General features: G+C 66.0%; 15 protein-coding genes. 6 read left to right on the top strand and 9 right to left on the bottom strand.

Features of this window, described 5'->3' with window-relative positions:
* Positions 1 to 60 precede the first annotated feature (60 nt).
* Positions 61 to 744 (bottom strand): hypothetical protein, encoded by a 684-nt coding sequence (locus ACFY5D_RS19540; protein WP_387533790.1) that lies wholly within the window; start codon positions 742 to 744, stop codon positions 61 to 63.
* Between the two features lie 61 nt (positions 745 to 805).
* Between ACFY5D_RS19540 and ACFY5D_RS19535 the strand changes: the two genes are divergently transcribed.
* The 3 genes from ACFY5D_RS19535 (at position 806) to ACFY5D_RS19525 (ending at position 3,319) form a co-directional block, all read left to right on the top strand.
* The gene (locus ACFY5D_RS19535) at positions 806 to 1,798 is read left to right on the top strand and encodes an LLM class flavin-dependent oxidoreductase (RefSeq protein WP_387533788.1); all 993 of its coding nucleotides are present in this window, start codon (positions 806 to 808) and stop codon (positions 1,796 to 1,798) included.
* A gap of 258 nt (positions 1,799 to 2,056) precedes the next feature.
* Positions 2,057 to 2,326 carry a hypothetical protein gene (locus ACFY5D_RS19530; protein ID WP_387533786.1) on the top strand — a complete coding sequence of 90 codons (270 nt, stop codon included), beginning with the start codon at positions 2,057 to 2,059 and terminating at the stop codon, positions 2,324 to 2,326.
* 57 nt (positions 2,327 to 2,383) lie between these two features.
* The gene (locus ACFY5D_RS19525; RefSeq protein ID WP_387533784.1) at positions 2,384 to 3,319 is read left to right on the top strand and encodes a LysR family transcriptional regulator; all 936 of its coding nucleotides are present in this window, start codon (positions 2,384 to 2,386) and stop codon (positions 3,317 to 3,319) included.
* A gap of 3 nt (positions 3,320 to 3,322) precedes the next feature.
* On the opposite strand, the gene ACFY5D_RS19520 is transcribed toward ACFY5D_RS19525, so the two are convergent.
* The 3 genes from ACFY5D_RS19520 to ACFY5D_RS19510 all read right to left on the bottom strand — a co-directional run bounded on the left by ACFY5D_RS19520 (position 3,323) and on the right by ACFY5D_RS19510 (position 6,770).
* A complete protein-coding gene (locus ACFY5D_RS19520) occupies positions 3,323 to 5,899 on the bottom strand; it encodes a SpoIID/LytB domain-containing protein (protein WP_387533782.1) in 2,577 nt (858 codons plus the stop codon).
* Between the two features lie 149 nt (positions 5,900 to 6,048).
* A complete protein-coding gene (locus ACFY5D_RS19515) occupies positions 6,049 to 6,384 on the bottom strand; it encodes a DUF202 domain-containing protein (RefSeq protein ID WP_387533780.1) in 336 nt (111 codons plus the stop codon).
* Positions 6,381 to 6,770, bottom strand: coding sequence for a YidH family protein (locus tag ACFY5D_RS19510; protein WP_387533778.1), 390 nt, complete (start codon positions 6,768 to 6,770; stop codon positions 6,381 to 6,383). Before ACFY5D_RS19510 ends, ACFY5D_RS19515 begins: the two co-directional genes overlap by 4 nt.
* Positions 6,771 to 6,974: 204 nt before the next feature.
* Between ACFY5D_RS19510 and ACFY5D_RS19505 the strand changes: the two genes are divergently transcribed.
* Positions 6,975 to 8,009 (top strand): enoyl-CoA hydratase/isomerase family protein, encoded by a 1,035-nt coding sequence (locus tag ACFY5D_RS19505; RefSeq protein ID WP_387533997.1) that lies wholly within the window; start codon positions 6,975 to 6,977, stop codon positions 8,007 to 8,009.
* A gap of 11 nt (positions 8,010 to 8,020) precedes the next feature.
* Here the strand turns inward: ACFY5D_RS19505 and ACFY5D_RS19500 are convergent, their stop codons facing one another.
* The 4 genes from ACFY5D_RS19500 to ACFY5D_RS19485 form a co-directional block, all read right to left on the bottom strand.
* A complete protein-coding gene (locus ACFY5D_RS19500) occupies positions 8,021 to 9,214 on the bottom strand; it encodes an MFS transporter (RefSeq protein WP_387533776.1) in 1,194 nt (397 codons plus the stop codon).
* Positions 9,215 to 9,267: 53 nt separating this feature from the next.
* Entirely contained in the window at positions 9,268 to 11,034 is a 1,767-nt protein-coding gene (locus tag ACFY5D_RS19495) for an FMN-binding glutamate synthase family protein (RefSeq protein ID WP_387533774.1), read from the bottom strand.
* Positions 11,035 to 11,196: 162 nt separating this feature from the next.
* Complete coding sequence (locus ACFY5D_RS19490; protein WP_387533772.1) at positions 11,197 to 12,903, bottom strand: flavin monoamine oxidase family protein; 1,707 nt, start codon at positions 12,901 to 12,903, stop codon at positions 11,197 to 11,199.
* A 33-nt stretch (positions 12,904 to 12,936) separates the two neighbouring features.
* Positions 12,937 to 14,418: an APC family permease gene (locus ACFY5D_RS19485; protein ID WP_387533771.1), complete on the bottom strand. Its 1,482-nt coding sequence runs from the start codon at positions 14,416 to 14,418 to the stop codon at positions 12,937 to 12,939.
* A gap of 102 nt (positions 14,419 to 14,520) precedes the next feature.
* On the opposite strand from ACFY5D_RS19485, the gene ACFY5D_RS19480 reads away from it, so the two are divergent.
* Positions 14,521 to 16,146 carry a PucR family transcriptional regulator gene (locus tag ACFY5D_RS19480; protein ID WP_387533769.1) on the top strand — a complete coding sequence of 542 codons (1,626 nt, stop codon included), beginning with the start codon at positions 14,521 to 14,523 and terminating at the stop codon, positions 16,144 to 16,146.
* 12 nt (positions 16,147 to 16,158) lie between these two features.
* Here the strand turns inward: ACFY5D_RS19480 and ACFY5D_RS19475 are convergent, their stop codons facing one another.
* Positions 16,159 to 16,950 (bottom strand): carbon-nitrogen hydrolase family protein, encoded by a 792-nt coding sequence (locus tag ACFY5D_RS19475; RefSeq protein WP_387533767.1) that lies wholly within the window; start codon positions 16,948 to 16,950, stop codon positions 16,159 to 16,161.
* Between the two features lie 457 nt (positions 16,951 to 17,407).
* On the opposite strand from ACFY5D_RS19475, the gene ACFY5D_RS19470 reads away from it, so the two are divergent.
* Complete coding sequence (locus ACFY5D_RS19470) at positions 17,408 to 19,816, top strand: hypothetical protein (RefSeq protein ID WP_387533765.1); 2,409 nt, start codon at positions 17,408 to 17,410, stop codon at positions 19,814 to 19,816.
* Positions 19,817 to 19,851 lie beyond the last annotated feature (35 nt).

Raw genomic sequence — 19,851 nt, 5'->3', positions numbered from 1 at the left:
GATTCTATTTGGGCGGTATCTCCTTGCGGAGGTACCGCCCAAATTGTTTAAGCACCCAGGCTACTGCGGACCCGGGGTCCAGAAACCGCTCACGTGCGCCAGCGTTGGCGCGGCATCCTGCGTCTTCAGGAGCACAATCCAGTCCTCCCCGCGCCGCGGTTGCGTGGAATCTCCGGGCTGGACGCTCACGCGCATTTTCAGGAATTGGCCGTCACCGGACGACGAGGTGCCGACAAGACCCAGTAGCCAATACTCGGCTTTCGAAGCTTGTGCTTGGGCACGGGCCCGGCGCAGGTTTCCCAGGTTCTCCCCCAACATGGCTTTCCCTAGCTCCGCAAGGGTCTCATCCCCCTCTCGGAAATAGAGTACCTGCCCGTAGACCTGCCCTATCGCGTCGGCAAGGGCTTCAAAGCATCCCCCTGTGCCAGCTGCAGCGAGCCAGTCCGACTCCTTGGCAACCATGGCAGTCCCGGCATTTGCCCAGTCGCTCAAACGCGCCAGCACCATTTCTGCGCCATCTTCCCCGGTTCCAGCTCCCAGGGGTTCGGGAACCACAAATCCTTCGGTGGAGGGGCACCCGGCAGGGAGCTCCTCCAACCTTGCCTGCGCGGCCGGCGAAACCGGTGACGGTCCGGTTTCATCCGGAACAAGAATCGTGCACCCGCTCAGCATTCCCAGAAACAATCCGCACACCGGAACGAGCAGCATCCGCTTCATGCTCAGATAATACGTTCCCTTGACCACGAAACCACCCGTAGCAGCCGGCAAGGGAATGAATCAGGCACGGCCGAGGTTGCCTCCCTACGTGAGCATTCCCTTGTCGATCCTTGATCTTGCCCCCATCCGCAGCGGCGGTTCAGCCGCCGAAACATTTGCCGAAAGCGTTCGGCTGGCGCAAACCGCCGAGGCCAACGGCTATACCCGAGTCTGGTACGCCGAACACCACAACATGGCCTCGATCGCCTCGAGCGCAACCTCGGTCCTCATTGGCCACGTCGCCCACCACACCAAAAGCATTCGCTTGGGTTCGGGCGGAATCATGCTGCCCAATCACTCCCCCTTGGTGATTGCCGAACAGTTCGGCACCCTCGAGACGCTGTTCCCGGGACGCATCGACCTGGGCCTGGGCCGCGCCCCCGGAACCGACCAGCTCACGTTCCAGGCCCTGCGCCGCGACCCGGCCGCTTCCGACGCCTTCCCCCATGATGTGCTCGAGCTCCAGGCCTACCTCGGCGAGACTTCGCGCATTGAGGGTGTGAACGCCTACCCGGGACACGGCACCAACGTGCCCCTGTACATCCTGGGATCCAGCCTCTTCGGCGCCCGGCTTGCCGCCCAGCTGGGGCTCCCGTACTCGTTTGCCTCGCATTTCGCCCCCGATGCCCTGGTCCAGGCCGTGACCGCTTACCGGAACGAATTCCGCCCGTCCGAATTCCTCGCCGAACCGTACGTCATTGCAGGTGTGGGGGTCGTCGCAGCGGAAAGCAACTCGGAGGCCCACCGGATCATGGAACAGGTCCGCCGCGACCGCATCCAGCTCTTCTTGGGCAGGAACCGCCCCACCCCGTTCACCGAAGCCGAGATCGATATGCTTCTGGATTCGTCGCACGGGGAATCGATCATGAACATGCTCAAGTACACGGCCGTGGGTGACGGCGCCACCGTCGCCCAGTACCTTAAGGAATTCGCGCGCACGGCACAGGCCGACGAACTGATCACCGTGCACAATTCCAGCAGTGCGGCCCAGCGTCTGGCCTCCGTGGAAATCACCGCGGGGGCCATGAATCTTGCCAGCTAGCTAGTCGCCAAAGGCCATGAGGCCGGGCATCAATCCACGAGGAGTTTTACTCTCCCGGTGGTTTGATGCCCGGCCTTTTTCGCGGGGAAATCACTCGGCATGGACGCCTCGGCAGGAGGCGGCAATCAACGTCCCGCAGGTGAACGACGGGCAAGGAACACGCGAAAAATGCCCATTCCCATAACCAGGGATGGGACATAGGCTGTAATCAATCGCGGATCAGCCACGAACACCGCGTTTGGTGAATGGAGGGACACGATGAGCGACATCTTTGACGACACGGTCTTTGACGAGCCGATTGACGACGACATGTATGAGCCTGGCGATGGCCGCGACGGCCAGCCCTACGAGGGTTCATCCGATAGCCCCGAAACAATGCGGGCGCTGGATCCGCTGCGCAGACACCTCTATCTGCTCGACGACGATTTGACGGCCGAAGACGCGATCCAAGACGAAGACGCCGTGGAAGTGGAATGGGTGGAAGAGATTTCCGAGGAAGAGGCCGAGGGCCTCGCCTCCGCACCATAGGATTGGGGTTGGCAATTTTTGTTGCCAACCCCATCATCTTGAGGCTCGGGAGAATCAGTGGTCAATCCGGTGCACCTTCGCACTCTGATCGAAGTCGTAAACCACAGGTCCTTTGCCGTGGCTGCAACCCGACTCGGCTACACTCCCTCGGCCGTGTCGCAACAAATGACGGCGCTGGAACGCGCCACCGGCACCACGCTCTTCACGCGGGGGGCCAAAAGCATCGAGCCCACTCCGGCGGCCATGACCATGGTCCGCCACGCGCAGAGGGTGCTCACCGACATCGACGCGCTGCTTGCCGCGACGTCCACCCCGGACCTTGACCCCAGCGGAAAGCCTCTCCAGGAATTGCGGCTCGGCATTTTCCCGTCGCTGGCCATCTACGCGTTGCCGCGTCTCCTGTGTTCCCCCGATTGGGACCAGCTCGGCATTGCGCTGCGTGTGCATGTCGGGGAGCCACACCAAACCGTTGCGGGATTGCGCCAGGACGGCGAACTCGACCTGGCGTTGATCTTCCAGGTGGGACAGGCCGGACTTGCCTGGCCCGCCCAACTGGAGCGCCAGTGGCTGGGTGACGATCCGTTCCGGGTTGTGGTCCCGGCTTCCTGGAAGCTCTCGAACTCCTCCACCGTGAGTGCCGAGCAGCTGGCCAACATGCCGTGGATCATGCACCACCCGGGCACCAGCGATGCGACTGTCATCTCGCGGCTCTTTTCCGCGTTCAACATCCACCCGCGGGTTGTCGCCTACAGCGACGACTTCAATGCGTCTCTGCACATGGCGGCGGCGGGGCTTGGCGCCGCGCTGGTTCCCGAGCTGGCCATGCTTCAGGCGCCGGAGGGCATCCGGGTCATCGATGCGCCGGAGATCAGGTTGGCCCGGAGCATCTTTGCCCTGCAATCCCCCGACAACCACAACCCAAAGGTGCGGGTCTTCATGGACCGGCTCACCACCGTGCTCGGGGAATTGAGCATCGCGCCCAAACGGCGCTAGGAACTACTTGTTCCCACGCACCGTGCTCGAGGTGACCGAAACACTGGCCCCCGAGCTCTTGCGCACCCCGAGCGTTCCCGCGGCGCTGTTGTCCAGGATTTTCGCGCTGCTGACCTTCATGCTTGCCTTGTTTGCCGCGGCGATGCCGCCGGTGAACGTGGCCGGTTTGTAGCCGGCCCAGCCGTTTTTGCTGATTTCGGTTCCGCGCACGACGGAGTTCTTTCCGCCCGAGGCGCTGATTCCCACCTGGCCGTTGAGCCGGATCGTCGAATTCAGGATTTCGGTGGCGGCACCGTTGCTTTGCACGCCGATGCCGTGGTTGACGGCCACCCGTGAGGAAAACAGCCCCGAGTGCGCGCCCGAGAGCCGCACGGCACCCGTGTTGCTGGGGTTGGCGTACCCGACCACATTCATCATGCCCATGCGCGACCAGGTGCCCATGGTGATGGCGCGGGTTTGCACAGCCATCGAGTACTTGTATTTGCTGCTGCCGGCTTTGCCCGTGTAGATGGCCCGTCCCTTGTGGTCGATCCAGTAGGTGCCGGCCTTCACCTTCGCCTTGGAACTGACGCGGTTGAGCTGGATCCCGTTGGCGAAGAGAATCTGGGCGCTGTTGCACTGGTATCCGGTGGTGCATTTGAGCGTGCCGGGGGCCTTGGCTGGGATCTTGCTGGAGGAGATCTTGTAGATCTTGCCCGACTTCTTGGTTTTTACCGCAGTGGTTCCGTCGAAGCGGGTGGTGCTGCTGCCTTGCCCGACCAACGTCTGGCGGGGCTTGAGCGCCAGGTTCGCCGGCTTGTGGGTGCCTGCCTTCAAACAGATAACGGCCCCGTCCTTCTGTGAGGCAATCGCCGTGGGGATGCTCGAACCGGTTGCCACCGTCGTGGCGCAGAAGTTGTTGGGGTTGATCGTTGTGGCCGCCGGGGCGACCACCGAAGCCTTCACGCCGGAGATCCAGGCCGCACGGGCACCGATGCCGTTGGTCGAACCCCTGAAGGCAATGCCCGTCAGCGTCTTGGTGCTTCCCGCCGAAGACGTGGCAGTGGCCGAGGAGATCGTCAGGTCCTTGGCCCTGCTGATCTTCACCGAGACGACGTCGTTGAGCCCGAAGACCTTGGCCATCTTGGCCTGGCTCACGCTCTGCGTCCATGAGTCATAGGGGTTGTTGGCACTTGGCTTCAGCGACCATGAGTCGTCCCGGGATCGCAGGTACGGAAGCGCTGCACCGCCCCACACGTCCTCGCTGTTGCGGGTGGCTCCGCCGGTGGACGAGGAATAGAGTGTTTCGGCCAGCCGCCCTCCGTACATGACGACCTTGCCGGTGGTCGGCGTGCTCCCGCTGCGGGTTACAGTGGCGTCCACCGCGGCCTTCCACTTGGCGCCGTATCCGGGTTGTTCGTTTTCCTTGTGCCATCCGGTGAACTTCTGGTCCTGCACCTCGTCCGTCACGTTGCAGTCGCAGGAAGACTTCACGGTGTTGATCTTGCGCATGGCGTAGGTGCGTCCCGCAATCGCCTGCGCCTGAAGCACAGCACCCGGCCAGGAGGAAGGGACCTCGGCAAGGCCGTAGAGGTACTCGTCGTTCAGTCGAAGCGAGGTCACCAGATTGACCTGGTCGTTCAGGATCCCGGCTTCGAGAATTCCGTGCCGGTAGGTTCCTGGGGTCGAGGATTCGGCGTTGGCCTTTGGAACGGAAAGCGTGGCACGTTTGCTCGAGGGCCAGGCACGGGTACCTTCCCACTCGACGCGCAACTTGCCCGTGACCTTGTTTGAAGCAACGCTTTGGCCCCTGTCGTTCTCCAGCGCGTAGCTCAACTGGGAACCGCTCCGGCTGAAGGTAAGGGTGGAACCTGCCGGTGCCGTGTAGGTCTTTTTGGCCGGTACATAGGTCTTTTTGGCCGGTACTTCCGTAACCTTCATCGCCCCGCCGGAAACCTTCACGGAGCTTTTTTCGGATTTGAGCACCTGCACGCGGATGTCTTTTGAGGCGGCGGTGGCGCTCGAAGTGACCTTCGCCGGGTTGTAGTAGTACTCGAGGATTTGCGTGGCGTTCTTCTTGCCCTCGCTGGCCATCGCCCGGGCGCCGTACTGGCTCATGCCAACGCCGTGGCCCCATCCGGCGCCGGCGACGGTGAAGTCCGGCAGCTTCGGGACGCTGGGCAGCCAGTAGGAGGTTCCGTTGCTGCGCACACCGAGCACGCCGCCGCTGAAGTTCTGCCGCGTGTCGCTTCCGGATTTGTACTGCTCCCCCTTCGGGTAGCCGAACCTGCCGTTTTCCCATCCGGTGTCGGCCCACGCCTTGGCGATGGCATTGCGCACAGTCAGCGCCCTGCGGTTGTCCGAGTAGACCACGATGCCGTCGCGGTACGAGCGCCAGGAACTTCCGTCCCCGAGTTTTCCTGAGCTGTCGCTGGCACCGCCCAGGCTCTTGGCCGCCTTGGTCAGATACGCGGAGTTGTCCTGCGCGATGCTCGCCGTGGCGACATTCACCGCTGCCGGTTCAAGGGCCGTCGCGGCCGCCGCCGGGACCAGCAAGGCGGCTACCAGGGCCGCGGAAAGGGCGAGGGCTGTTTTTCTCATGGACATCCTTGAACGACGTTTCGGGTGCGAGATAGCAGGGCGATGAACCCCGATCATACGCGAGCCGCCCATTCCGGCACCCGGACGGCACACGTCAAAGGCCGAATCCGTACAAGATCACCTGCCGCGCGGCCCCTCTCGGCCCGTCCTCAGTCGGTCAGCACCAGGAAAATGCCCAGCGCGCCGACGCCCACCACGGCCCCGCTCATTGCGAGCACGGCCACGACATCGGCATGGACGCGTTCCAGCGCAATGCCGTGGGACGCCAGGGCGTAGCGCCTGCGCTGGGTGGCATAGATGCCGCCGGCCGCCAGCAGGCACAACGCGACCATCACCAGGATCCCGGCGCCGTAGTGCGGGTACCACTTCAGGAAAACCAGCGCCGCCACGCACAGCGACATCGTGGTCCTCCCCCAGGACATCACGGTGCGTTCGGGTTGCAGCCCCGGATCGTCGTGGGAAAGCAGCGGCCCGTTGACGCTCACAGCTTGGTCGCGATCAGCACCGCCACGACGGCCGCGGCGATCGCTCCGCCCAGGCCCAGAATGGGGATGATCAGCGGCAGCGGCAGCGGCTTGCCATGGCGCATGGAAAGCTCGATCCTCCGCCAGCGCAGGGCCGCCCCGCCGCTGATCAGCATGCCGATGATGATGAGAAAGACGGAGATGCCGGTACGGAGCGGTGCAGGAAACTCATGGGCGGCGAAGGCCTCAAGGGCGATGCCGCCGGCCAGGAAGGCCAGCGAGGTGCGGATCCAAGCGAGGAACGTTCGCTCGTTGGCCAAGGTGAAGCGCGGGTCCGGTTCGCTGCCGCCGGGCAGGATGCGCTTGGCCAATGCTCCGCGGTCGTTTTCCTCATCGTGTTCAGCCATCGGCCAGGACCCCTCTCAAACGCAGTGCGGCCGAGGCGTTGCCCGGCCCAAAATCCCCCTGAAGCCTACCGCGGGAGCGCCAAGGCGGAGGAATGTGAAGCCAGCCCCGGACCTGCGGGAATCTGCACTTCGGGGCGCCTGCCTGTAGCGTTTCCACTAGCATCTTGCGCCCTGCACACGGCATGAACCGGAAGGACCCCGACCATCACTTCGCACATCCGCGCTTCAATCACCGGACCGCTGGGGATCCTGGCGCTCGACCGCCCCGCAAAGATCAATGCGCTGACCCGCGGCATGCTCCAGGCACTCACCGACACGCTGCTGCTCTGGAAGGACGATCCGTCCGTCTCCATGGTGGTCCTGCGCGGGGAGGGCAAACGCGGTTTTTGCGCCGGCGGGGACATCAAGGACTTCCACCGTGCGGTGAGCAACGACGCCCACGGCGAATTCGCGGACCTGCTGTCCCTGGAGTTCGACCTCGACGCCATGATCGCCGGCTACCCCAAGCCGGTCGTCACCCTGGCGCACGGGCTGTGCATGGGCGGCGGGATCGGCCTGGCCTCGCACGCGGCCATCCGCATCGCCACCCCGGAGTCCAGCTATGCCATGCCCGAGGCCCGCATCGGCTACACCCCCGACGTGGGCGGCACCCACCTGATGGCGCTGGCCCCCGGCTTCATCGGCGAGTACCTGGCGCTGACGGCATCCACGTTCTCCGGCGTCGACGCGGTGGAACTCGGCTTCGCGGACATGCTGGTGGACGGGGAAAAGTTCGCCGACGTGCTCGACGCGCTGCCGGACTTCGAGGGCATGGACGCCGCGGACATCGCCGCCGGGCTCGAGGTGCTCTTCGGTTCCTTCGCGGCGTCCCCGCTGATGGCCGCGCAGCCGTGGATCGACCACGCCTTCGGCGCCCCGACGCTCGGGGAAATCCTGGAGCGTCTCGATGCCATGTCCCATTCCGCGGCCGCCGAGGCAGCCGAACAGATGCGCGCGAACTGCCCGACCTCCATGGAGTGCGCCCTGCAGTCCATCCGGGCGGCGCGCGCCGAGGAGCACCTGCGCTCGGCGCTGGACCGCGAGCTTCGCCTGGCCAAGTACCTCATGCACCGCGGCGACCTGGCCGAGGGCATCCGGGCCCAGGTCATTGACAAGGACCGCAACCCGGCGTGGGTTCCGGCAAGCATCGGCGAGGTGGACGTTGCGGCGGTCGCCGCGGTGGTGGCCGAGCCGAACTAGTCCTTCCGCGTTCAATCCTTCATGGAGCGCAGCGGGATGATCGAGCCCAGGGTCGCGGCGGCCATCGTCGAACCCAAGACCGCAAACACTCCCCCGGCGCCGAGCCCCGTGGCGAAGATCCCGACGCCCACGGGGATGACCGCCTGGCCCAGCCTGTTGCCCAGCAGGCGGATGGACATCCAGGTGCCGCGGGTGCCCTCGGAGGCCGCGGCGGAGACGACGCTCATGCTCAGCGGCTGCCCGATCCCCAGGCTGAGCCCGGCCAGCGCCAGCAGCGCGCCCGTCCAGAACACTCCCACGTCGAGCACCAGCATCGCGATGAGCACCGCGGAGACCCCGGTGGAGGCCAGCAGCAGCCGGGCCCGGCCGACGGTGCGCACCAGCCGGTCGAGCCCCAGCCGCGACAGGACTGTCGCCCCGGCGCGCAGGGCCAGCAGGATGCCGACGGTCTGCACGGGGATCCCGCGCTCCACCGCGAGCGCCGGCAGGTAGACCTGCAGCAGGTCGATGGTGCACAGCACCATCATGCTCAGCCCGATGGAGGCCAGCAGGGTGTTGCGGGTTGCCGGCTCGACGTTCAGCGCGGTCGACAGCCTGACCTGCGTCCGGGCCTTGGCCTCGGCGCGCGGAACCGCATGCCTCACCATGAACACCGTCGCGGCGGCCATCGCCACCGCGGAGTACAGGTAGGCCTGCAGCAGCACCGCGGTGTCCGGGCGGACGCTCTCCCCGCCCAGGAAGCCAAGCAGCAGCGGGGCCGCGGCCTGGGCGATCGCCGTGACCGTGGTGTAGTAGCCGAAGACCCTGTCCATGTTGCGGTTCTTCGCCGAGGCCAGCCTGCTCTGCTCGCCGATCAGGCTCATCAGGTGCCCGACGCCCAGCAGCAGGTTCCAGCCCAGCAGGGCCGGCAGCGAACCGGCGGCAAAGAGCAGCCCCAGCCCGGAGGCGATCATCAGCCCGGCGCCGACCAGCAACACGCCCTTCTCCCGCCCGCGGTCCGTGGCCCGCCCGATGGCCACGGCCAGGAACACCGGCAGGATGGAGAAGCTCGCCACGACCAGGCCCAGCAGCCCGGGGTCCACGCCGAGTTCCAGGGCTCGGTAGGACGTGGCGGGGCGCACCAGGTAGACCGACGCCTGCAGGAAGAATGCGTGGGCGAGGATCGAGGGAAAGCCGAGGGGCCGGGCCGGGCCGGATGCTGCCATGCCGGCAATTATTCCGTGCCCGGGCTCACCGCCTTGCCTTGATGACGGCCGGTTTAGCGCTTGGGGACGGGGTTCTTGGGCGCCAGGCGGCCCTCGGGGCGTTTGGCGAGCGGGTGGACCGGGGCCACCGCCTTGTGCGTCGAGTCCTTGGGTTCCACGCGCTTGGGCGCAACCGTGCCGGCAAGCGCCACGGGTGCCGGTGCCGGCTCGCGGGGCGTCGGCCACGGCAAGGGAGCGTGTTCACCGAAGTGCTCGGAGTCCGCTTCTTCCCAGTCGGCCAGCCACCCGCGGGCGGGTTCGTTGAGCAACTCACCGGGTGCCACCCAGTTGTGCAGGGAGGCGTAGCTGCGCGTGGTCAGGTGGTCGACGCGGCGGCGCAACATGCGCGGGTTCAGCTGCGAGGGATGGGAGACACCCATGGAGGCCATCAGCTGGGTCGCCTCCTGGACGGTGAGCTTGTGGTAGTTGTAGACGCGGTTGCCCTTGTCCAGCACGTCAAGCGCCCGCACCAGGTGCGGGTTCTGGGTCGCGACGCCCACCGGGCATTCGTTGGTGTGGCATTTCTGGGCCTGGATGCAGCCGGTGGCCATCATCATCGTCCGGGCGCTGAAGGTGAAGTCGGCGCCCTGGATGAGCCGCTTGACGACGTCCGAGCCGGTAGCCACCTTTCCCGCGGCGCCCAGCCGGATCTTGTGGCGCAGCCCGCAGCCGACGAGCGCGTTGTGCACCAGCATGAGCCCCTCGGTCAGCGGCGTGCCCACGTGGTCCTCGTATTCGAGCGGCGCCGCGCCGGTGCCGCCCTCGGCGCCGTCGACGGTGATGAAGTCCGGGGTGATGCCGGTTTCGAGCATGGCCTTGCACATCGCCAACACGTCGGTGCGCGACCCCACGCAGAACTTGTAGCCGACGGGCTTGCCGCCGGAGAGGTCGCGCAGGTGCTTCACGAACGCCATGAGCTCCCGCGGCGTGGAGAAGGACGAGTGCGAGGCGGGGGAAATGCAGTCGACGCCCAGGGGGATTTCCCGGGCTGCCGCGATTTCCGGGGTGATCTTTGCGGCGGGCAGCACCCCGCCGAGCCCGGGCTTGGCGCCCTGCGACAGCTTGATGGTGATGCCCTTGACGCTTTCGTGGGCCGCCTTGGCGGCGAAGCGGTCGGCATCGAAGTTGCCGTCCGTGTCGCGGCAGCCGAAGTAGCCCGAGCCGATTTCCCAGAACAGGTCGGCCCCGTATTCCAGGTGGTACTCGGTCAGTCCGCCCTCGCCGGTTTCGTGGACGAACCCGCCCATGGCCGCGCCCTTGTTCATGGCGAGCACCGCGTTCTTGGACAGCGCGCCGAAGCTCATCGAGGACACGTTCATCAGGGAGATGTCGTAGGGCTGCAGGCAGTCGGGGCCGCCGATGCGCACCCGGTGCTGTTCGGCCGGGACGTTGACCGGAACCGTTGAATGCAGCAGGTATTCGTAGCCTGCCTCGTTGACGTCGCGTTCGGTGCCGAAGGCCTTGTGGCTGTCGGCGCCCTTGGCCCGCGCATAGACCAGCGATCGGGTGTCGCGGTCGAAGGGGCGCCCGTCGGTGTTGCGTTCAATGAAGTACTGCTGGATTTCGGGACGAATCGATTCGAACAGGAAGCGCATGCGCCCGAGCACCGGGAAATTGCGCAGGATCGCGTGCTTGGTTTGCAGCACGTCGTGGATGCCGAGGCCCAGCAGTGCCAACGCCAGCGCGGCGAGGATCCACCACCCGCTTGAGCCAAGGGATGCGGCCACGATCGTGACGAATCCCAACAACGACAGCAATGCCAGAATCAGAAATCTCACCATGGGTGTGAGCCTATAGCGCCGGGGGTGGTCGTGGGGGAAATTTGCCCGAAAACCGCCGCGTGCCTCCGCGAACCCGGCCGGGCACCGTGCCCGGGTGAAGGTCGGGAAAGGGGGCGATTCGGTGGACGCCGCGGTTGACCGCGGCGTCCACCGGTTCGGTCCCTAGACGTTGACCGGCGAGGAATCTTCGAGCTTGAGCGGACCAAGCTCGGCGAGGAATTGACCCGGACCGGGGTTCTCCGCCGCGTCTTCGCCGCCCAAGTGCTTCATCACGCCCCACACGGCGTTCAGCCCGGTCGTCACCGCGCCCTCGGCCCAGCCCGCCGTCCAGGAAACATCGTCGCCCGTCAAGAAGATCCCGCGGTGCTCGGCGGCCAACTCGCGCTGGTCGAAGTGCGTGTACAAGCGTTCCTGGTAGCGGTAGTGCCCGGGCAGGTTGGCCTTGAAGGCGCCCATGAAGTTCGGCTCGGCCTCCCAGGAAACCGTGATCGGCTGCCCGACGATGTGGCTGCGGATATCGACCCCCGGGTAGATCTTCTGCAGCGAGTGCAGCATCAGTTCCATGCGCCGCTCGGCCGAGAGCGCGAGCCACTTCAGTGCGTCGTCGTTCCAGGTGTAGGACAGCAGGATCACCGCCGGCTTGTCGTCGCCGTTGTCCAGCAGGTAGGTGGCACGGTTGAGCCGGTCGGTCAGCGTCATGGACATCAGGTACTCGCCGGTCACCGGGTCGCGGTCCTTCCAGAACGGGCGGTCCACCATCACGAAGGTCTTCGACGATTGCATGTAGTGCGAGCGCTCGATCGCCGTCCACAGCTCGGCCGGGAACAACGATTCCTCCGTGTCGATCCCGGTGGACAACAGCCATGACTGCACCGAGGAGACGACCGCGGGGTAGGTCTCGGTGCGGCCGAACCGTTCGGTGATCTCGATGGCGTTGGCGCCGTTGAAGCCGTCGGCATCCGATCGGCGGATCGTGGCCACGGCACCACGCGGGGCTCCGGCGTGCAGCGAGGAGAGGGTCGTTCCTTGGGGCCAGTGCGCCATCTTTTCCGGTGCGTGGTTCCACAAGGCGTGCGGCAGCTTAGCCGCCCCGCCGCTGATGCCGCGGTGGTTGTCATCCGCGTCGGTGTACACCACACGCAGGATCTCCAGGATCGAGTTCGAGAAATCGGTGTCCCAGCCGCCGGATCCGAAGCCGACCTGGCCGAACGCCTCGCGGTGGTCGAAGCCGGCCTCCTTGAAGGCCTCCGAATTGGCGATGAAGCCGTAGAAGCTCTCCTCGTCGAAGTCCTCCAGCAGCGAGTTCCAGATCCGCTTCACTTCATGCGCATCTCGGGACCTGATGGCCTGCTGCATTTCGTCGAACTTCGCATCCTCGCGCAGCGCCCGCTTCCAGGCATCGGAAACCTCGTGGAAGAACTGCGGCAGGTCGCCTTCCTTTTCCACGTAGACCTTCTTGCCCTTGAGCTCGATGACCGTCGAGTCGGTCGGCGCAGCCAACGGATTGGGGAAATCGTAGGTCTCCAGGCCCAGCAGGTCGATGTAGTGGTAGAACGCCTTGCTGGAAACCGGGAAGCGCATGCCGCCCAGATCGCAGGTGATCTCCGGGGCAGAGGAGAAGCTGGCGGTACGCAGCCGGCCGCCAATTTGGTCGGCCTCATAGACAACCGGCTTGAGGCCCAGTTTCATCAGCTCGTAGGCGGTCACCAGGCCGGACAATCCTGCACCGATGACGGCAACCTCGGTGCCGTACAGCTCTTCCGGAACATGGCCAAGGCCCGCGGGATGCTGCAGGAACAGGTCGTAGTTGAACGGGAAATCGGGATTGAGCATGTTGATCGTGCCGTCAGCCTGCGGAATCGAGGTCATCTCTTTGGTCCTTCGGGGGTCTCTGGTTCTGGATTACTGGTTGCCGATGTGGCTGTCAATGTACTGCTGCTTGCTCAATGCTCCAAGCCGGGAACGGCGGCGTCCATAGCCCAAGTACAGGCCCACGCCGACGAGCATCCAGACGCCGAACACCAGCCAGGTGTGCCACGAAAGGTTGGCCATCAGGAAGACGCAGGCAGCGATCCCCAAGAGCGGGGTGAGCGGATACAGCGGTGCCTTGAACGTGCGCTCGGCAAGCGGTTGCTTGCGGCGAAGATAGATGACCGAGACGCCGACCAGCGCGAAGGCGAACAGGGTTCCGATGCTCGTCGCCTCGGCCAGCGCACCGAGCGGAATGAACCCGGCGGTGATGGCCACGATGCCGCCGGTGATGAAGGTGCCGGCCACCGGGGTTCCGGTGCGCTTTGAAACGCGGGAGAAAATCGGGGGTACCAGTCCGTCGCGGGACATGGTCAGCAGGATGCGGGTTTGACCGTAAAGAACCGTCAGCACCACCGATGCGATGGCCAGCACGGCGGCGACCGCGAAGAGCAACACAATCCACGGCTGCCCGGTCAGCTCACCGATGATCTGCACGAGCGCCGCTTCCGTGCCCACGAACCACGTCCAGTCACGGGCTCCGATGGCGGAAACCGCCACGAGAACGTAGGTCACGGTCACGATGGCCATCGACAGCATGATGGCGCGAGGCATGTCCCGTTTGGGGTTTATCGCTTCCTCTCCCGCGGTCGAGGCAGCATCAAAGCCGATGTAGGAGAAGAAGACGATCGAGGCCGCACCGGTGACGCCGGCGGCGCCCATCGGCATCAACGGTTCGAAGTTGCCGGCGTCAAAGGCGGTGAAAGCCACGATCGAGAAGAACACCAGGATGCAGGCCTTGATGATCACCACGACGGTGTTCACGATTGCCGATTCCCGTGCGCCACGCGCCAACAACAGGGTGGCGAGCACCACGACCACCAGCGCCGGGAGGTTTACAACCCCTCCCTCGCTGGGCCCGCCGGCAAGTGCGGCGGGAAGATCCATGCCGAAGGTGCGCAGCGCCTCGTTGACGTACTCGCCGGCGCCCACGGCCACCGCCGCAACGGAAACCGCGTATTCCAGGACCAGGCACCAGCCGCATACCCAGGCGATTCCCTCACCCATGGTGGCGTACGAGTACGAATAGCTGGAACCGGAGACCGGCACCATGCCGGCCATCTCTGCGTATGAGATGGCCGAAAACAGTGCCGTGATGCCGGCAAGAACAAAGGAGATCCATATCGCCGGACCGGCCACCGGAACCGTGGCACCCAGAACCACCAAGATGCCGGTGCCCATGGTGGCGCCCACACTGATCATGGTCAGTTGCAGCAGCCCGAGGTTACGGCGCATCTTGCCGCCACCGGCATTGTCCTCGGCTTCCCGGAGCATGGAATTGATCGACTTTCGTCGCCTGAGCTGCTGGCCCAGACGGACCGGTGCCCGGTGCTCTGTCCTGATGGTGGTTTGCATTTGCGAATCCTCGTTTGAACGGTCTCTAGGAGTTGCCGGTACCAACCCTAAGCTTGTGACCCCGCTCTCATGCCGTGCCGATTTGAACTAAAATTGTTCCTCATGGGACAAATTGCACCGGAGCACGAACCCGCACTACCCTCGAGCCACGACTTCGCCCGGCCCTGGGATTCAATCACCTTGGCCAGGTTCCTGCGCCAACTTCCCGAGGGAATCCAAGTCCTGCACGACGCCGGGGACCGACCACTCAGGTGGGTGGAACCCAGTGACATCGACGACCCCACCCCATACCTGGTCGACCATGAACTGATTCTCACCAGCGGTTTCCCCCTCGTGGAGCATGCCGGGGATGCCGTCAAGGTCCGCCAATTCATTGCCCGTCTGGTCGATGCGCAAGTCTCGGCGCTGGGATTCGGGCTGGACCCGTATTTCTCCTCCGTTCCGCCCACGGTGATCGACGCCTGCCGCGAGCTGGGCCTGCCCCTGTGGCAGATCCCCGCCTCGATCCCCTTCGCCGCCATCGGGCTGGCCTTCGCCAAGCTCATGGAAGCCGACAACGCCCGGCTGCTGCGAGAGAACGCCGAAGCAAACCGGCACCTCATGCGCTGCGTGGGCAGCGAACACCCCGAGCAGGAGATCGTCACGGTGCTCGCGCACCGGGCCAAGGCCGCGGTGCAACTGCTGGACCAGGGCGGTCGCTTGCGCCACTACGCGGCTCCCGCAGGCCTCCAGCCCGTCCAAGGCCAGGAGCTGGAGACTCTGCTGGCGCAGGTCTCGGCCGCGCAGGGCCCCAAGCTGGTGTTGAGCGAATCCGAGGGACGCCACCATTTGGCCTTTCCCATCAGGCCAACGGCAATCTCGGGCGCGCGGGTTCCGCCGCTTCTCGGGGTGCTGCAACTGAGCTTCGAGAACCAGCCGGGGGCCGCCGAACACAATCTCATGTCCACGGCATTGGGGTTGCTGGAAGTGGTCGCACGCCAGCGCGTCCTGGGATCTTTTGCCCCCACCCAGTTGGCCACGGCCCTGTTGCTGGACGGCGTCGAGTCCCTGGGTGCCGGAGCCATGGAGCTGTTCAACAGTTCACTCGGCGGCAGCCCGCGCCGAGCCCCGCGGGTCGTGGTGGCCATCCCCCGCCCCCAGCTGCCGGCCCAGGACCCCAGCCATGCCCTCACCCGCATTCGCTCCCTCATGGACACCAAGCTGGTCGTCCACGGTGAGGGGCAATTCACTGCCATCACGCGCAGTGAACCAACCCGGGAGTTGCTCGATCAAATCGAGGCGGCCGGCTATTTGGCCGCCTTTAGCCAACCGGCGGATCCAGTCCGTCCGGAGGGGCAGGGAAGCCCCCTGGCCACAAACCTGCGCGAGTTGGCTCGGCAGGCCCGCGGATTGGTGCCCCGCCTGATCGACGAGGGTCGTAGCCTCAGCGCCGAAGAATTGCCACAGTCGTTCTCGGCCCTACTGCCCCGGGAAGCAAGCCGGCAGCTGGCGGAGCACCTGCTGGGCAACCTGCTGCAGCTGCCGACCAAGCGCAGGGAACTCTACCTTCAGGTTTTGCGGGCGTGGCTGGAAGCCAACGGGTCCTGGGACGCGACGGCCACGGCCATCGAGCTGCATCGCAACTCGGTGCGACGGCATGTTGCCTCCATCGCGGAGGTCCTGGACATGGACCTGTCCCGCGCGGAGGTGCGTTACGAGCTGTACCTGGCGCTTCGCTTCCTGCCCTGAGACCCGGGCGGGTTACAGACCCCAGCCACGGTACAGGTCGGCGCGGCGCTCGGTGAGATAGGGAATCTCGGCGCGGGCCTTCTCCAGCGCCTGTGGGTCGACCTCCGCAAAGAGCAGCTGTTCGTCCCGACCGCCCACGGCCAGGATTTGGCCGAACGGGTCGGCGACGACGCTGCCGCCTCCCAAGGCAAAACCGTCTTCAACGCCGACGTGGTTGGCGTAGGCAACATAGAGCTGGCTTTCCAAGGCGCGCGCGGGAACGAGGGTGGTGCTCACCGATTCGTAGCCGCGACCCAAGGCGGTGGGCACCAACAGCAGCTGCGCCCCCTGCAATGCCGCAGCACGGACTGCCTCGGGGAACTCGACATCGAAGCAAATGATCATGCCCATCTTCAGGCCTTGGTAGTCGATGATGGTTGCGGGACGATCCCCGGGGCTGAACACTTCCTTTTCTCCGTCCCCGAAGAGATGGACCTTGACGTAGCTGCCTCGCACGATTCCGGCGTCGTCCACAAACGTGGAAGTGATCTTCCAGCTGGCTCCCTGGACATCCGGGAGCGAGTAGACGATGGCTATGGAGTGTCGGGCAGCAATCCGGGCCACGTTCTCGTGAAGCCCGGGCAGCGAAGCCGGATCCAGTTCGCTGCGCAACCTACGCGGGGCATAGCCAACGGTGAATAGCTCCGGGGTCAGCAGCACGTCCGCCCCGGCCGAGGCAGCACGCGCGGCGGCATCCTCGATGGTGGCCAGGTTCGCGGCGCCATCCAGCACGTGCGCCTGCGCCTGCAATAGGGCCAAAAGCATGCGTTCCTCCAAGTCTGGGTCGGTTCTCGATAACAGCCTATGGTCACAACACCGGTGAGCGCGCAGGCCATTTGGCACCGCGGGAGATCGTTCGCGGGATAATTCGCACCAACCTGCGAATTGCTGGCCTTCCCGCCCGCCATAGCCCGCGGGCCAATGAAACCCCCTCCGCCTCGGCGGCCGCACCATGTTGCCGCCGCCGCGCATGGCTCTCGGATCATGTCCATGAGTCGATCAATCCGTGCAGCGGAGGCCAAAAACCTACCCGCGAGTAAGTTTTTCCCCAAAACACTTGCAAACCTACCCGCGAGTAAGTTCAATATAGCTAGCCCGAAAACTGTTAGCCGGATCACACAATCGCACCACCTCCCGTTCCACCCGTCCGCGCGACGCGGCGTACTTCAGTGCGCCCAAAAATCGCGGCACTCTCACCGCTCGCACAACCCAAGGAGTCCAGTTGAATGCACACGTTGCAGCCAAGCGGCACACTCTCATGCATGCCGTAATCACCGCCCTGCTCGGCCTGTTCCTCATAGCCTTCGTCGCGTTCTACGCGATGTTCTCCTCCCAGGTGGCCACCGGTGCCTCGGCCCTGAACAAGGGCATGGGCAAGGCCAACGACGGTGTCGCCAAGCTGGTCGACGGCTCCGGAAGCGCGGCGGAGGGCGCCGCTGCCCTCGCAGCAGGCACGAGTGAGCTTTCCGAGGGTGCAACCAAGCTTGCCGACGGGGCAAGCAAGGCCAACTCCGGCGCCGGCGACCTCGCCGAGGGCGCCGGGTCCCTGCACCAGGGCACCACCAAGCTCGCCGACGGCACGCAAAGTGCGGCCGCCGGCTCGAACAAACTCAGCAACGGCGCGGCGAAACTCTCCACCGGCGTGCACAAGCTCGTTGACGGAACCGACAAGGTCGACGCCGCGGCCGGAAAGCTCGACGCGGGCGCCGGCAAGCTGCAGGCCGGCGCCTCGGCGGCCAACGACGGCGCAGGGGCGCTCAGTGCTGGAGCCTCCCAACTCCAGGACGGCACCCTGGCGCTTTCCGGCGGAGCCGCGGCACTCGACGAGGGAGCCCAAAACCTCAGGGACGGCGCCGCCGACCTCTTCGCCGGCCTCACCACGTTCGGTGCGGGAACCGCAGAGGTCAACTCAGGCGCGCAAACCCTCAGCGACGGATCCCAGCGACTCGCCACGGGCGCAGCCGCCGCAAACGACGGCGCCAAGCAGTTGGCCGCCGGCGCCCAGGCGGCAAACGCCGGGGCCAAGCAGCTTGCGGCCGGGACCTCCTCGGCAGCGGCAGGATCCTCCGACCTGGCCGCCGGCAGCGGCAAGCTGGCAGCAGGCCTTGGCGACCTTGCCGCGAAGGCGCCCGCCCTGGTCGCTGGCGTCGAGGCACTCAAGAAGGGCTCCGCGGACCTGTCCAAGGGAAGCGCCGACCTCCAGGCCGGAACCGAGGCACTGGCGGACGCCGCACCAGCGCTGCAGCAGGGAATCTCCGATGCAGCCGCCGGCGCCACCAACCTGAAGGCGGGCGCGAGCGACCTGCTCGCCGGCGCCGACAATGCCGACCGGAGCGTCGGAACCCTGAAGGACGGCGCCGCGGACCTGTCCGCCAACCTCGACGGACTTGTTGCCTTCATGAATGCCAACCCCGGACTCACCGCGGCGGACCTGCAGTCCAAGGTCGAGGGCCTGCAGACCGGGGCGGCCCAACTCAAGGGCGGCCTGGGGCAGCTCAAGACGGGCACCGGCACGCTGGCCACGGGCGCGGACCGGCTCAGCGCCGGGAGCACCCAGCTCCGGGACGGCCTCGACGAGCTGAAAACCAAGACGAAGTCCCTTCCCGCACAGACGACGGCCCTGGACTCGGGCGCCAAGGCACTGAACACCGGCGCGCAGAAGATCGACGGCGGGCTCACACAGCTCGGTGCCAGCGGCAAGCTGCTGACCGGCGGCATCGACACACTCAATGCCGGCGCAACCGCGCTGGACACCGGCGCCAGGAACCTCAACGAGGGCCTCGGGCGGCTCGATGCCGGCTTCAATGATTCGAAGAAGGGCCTGCTCACCGGCCTCGGTTCGCTCGGCGACGGGGCAGGCTCGCTGGCCCGGGGCACCGAGGCGCTGGCCTCGGGGTCATCCGACCTGAGCGACGGCGCGGGCAAGCTCGCGGCCGGCACGGGCAGCCTGGCCGACGGCGCTCAGCTGCTCAGCGACGGCGGATCCAGGCTTGCCGAAGGCGGCGAGGACCTCGCCGCCGGGACGTCCACGCTTTCCGCCGGCGCACAGGAGCTGCACGGCGGCGCGGGCAAACTGGCAGCCGGCGGCAAGAAGCTCGCCGAGGGAACCGAGGACCTGCTGGCCGGAACCGGCACCCTCAAGGACGGCACCGGCAAGCTCGCCTCCAAGACCCCCGCCCTGGCCGCGGGCGCAAACTCCGCAGCCGCGGGAGCCACCAAGCTGAAGAACGGGGCATCGAACCTGGCCGAGGGCAACGCCAAGCTGAACCGCGGCGCCGGCGATCTCGATGCCGGGGCCTCCAAGCTGGAGGCGGGCAGCGAAAAGCTCGGCCTGGGCCTGGGAACGCTCGAACGGGGCGCCTCCGATTTGTCCGCCGGCGCCGGGAAGCTCGATGCCGGGGCCGGGGCCCTGGCCGACGGCAACGGCCAGTTGGCCGAGGGTCTGGCAACGCTCTCCAACGGCTCGACGGAACTTGCGTCAGGCACCTCCAAGCTGGAGAACAGCACGCAGGCGGTTTCGGCCGCAAAGATCAGCACCGGGCCCAGCGCGGCCCTGCTGCTCATCCCGCTGGCGCTGCTGCTGATCCCGGCCGTGCTCATGCTCCGCAACCGCCGCCATCTGCGCGGCTAACACCCGGAAATGACGCAGTGCCCCGCCGAGAATTC

Origin of the sequence: Paeniglutamicibacter sp. NPDC012692 (genome assembly GCF_042901625.1) — a bacterium.
Lineage (GTDB): Bacteria > Actinomycetota > Actinomycetes > Actinomycetales > Micrococcaceae > Paeniglutamicibacter.
This window is presented reverse-complemented; position numbering and strand designations above follow the sequence as displayed.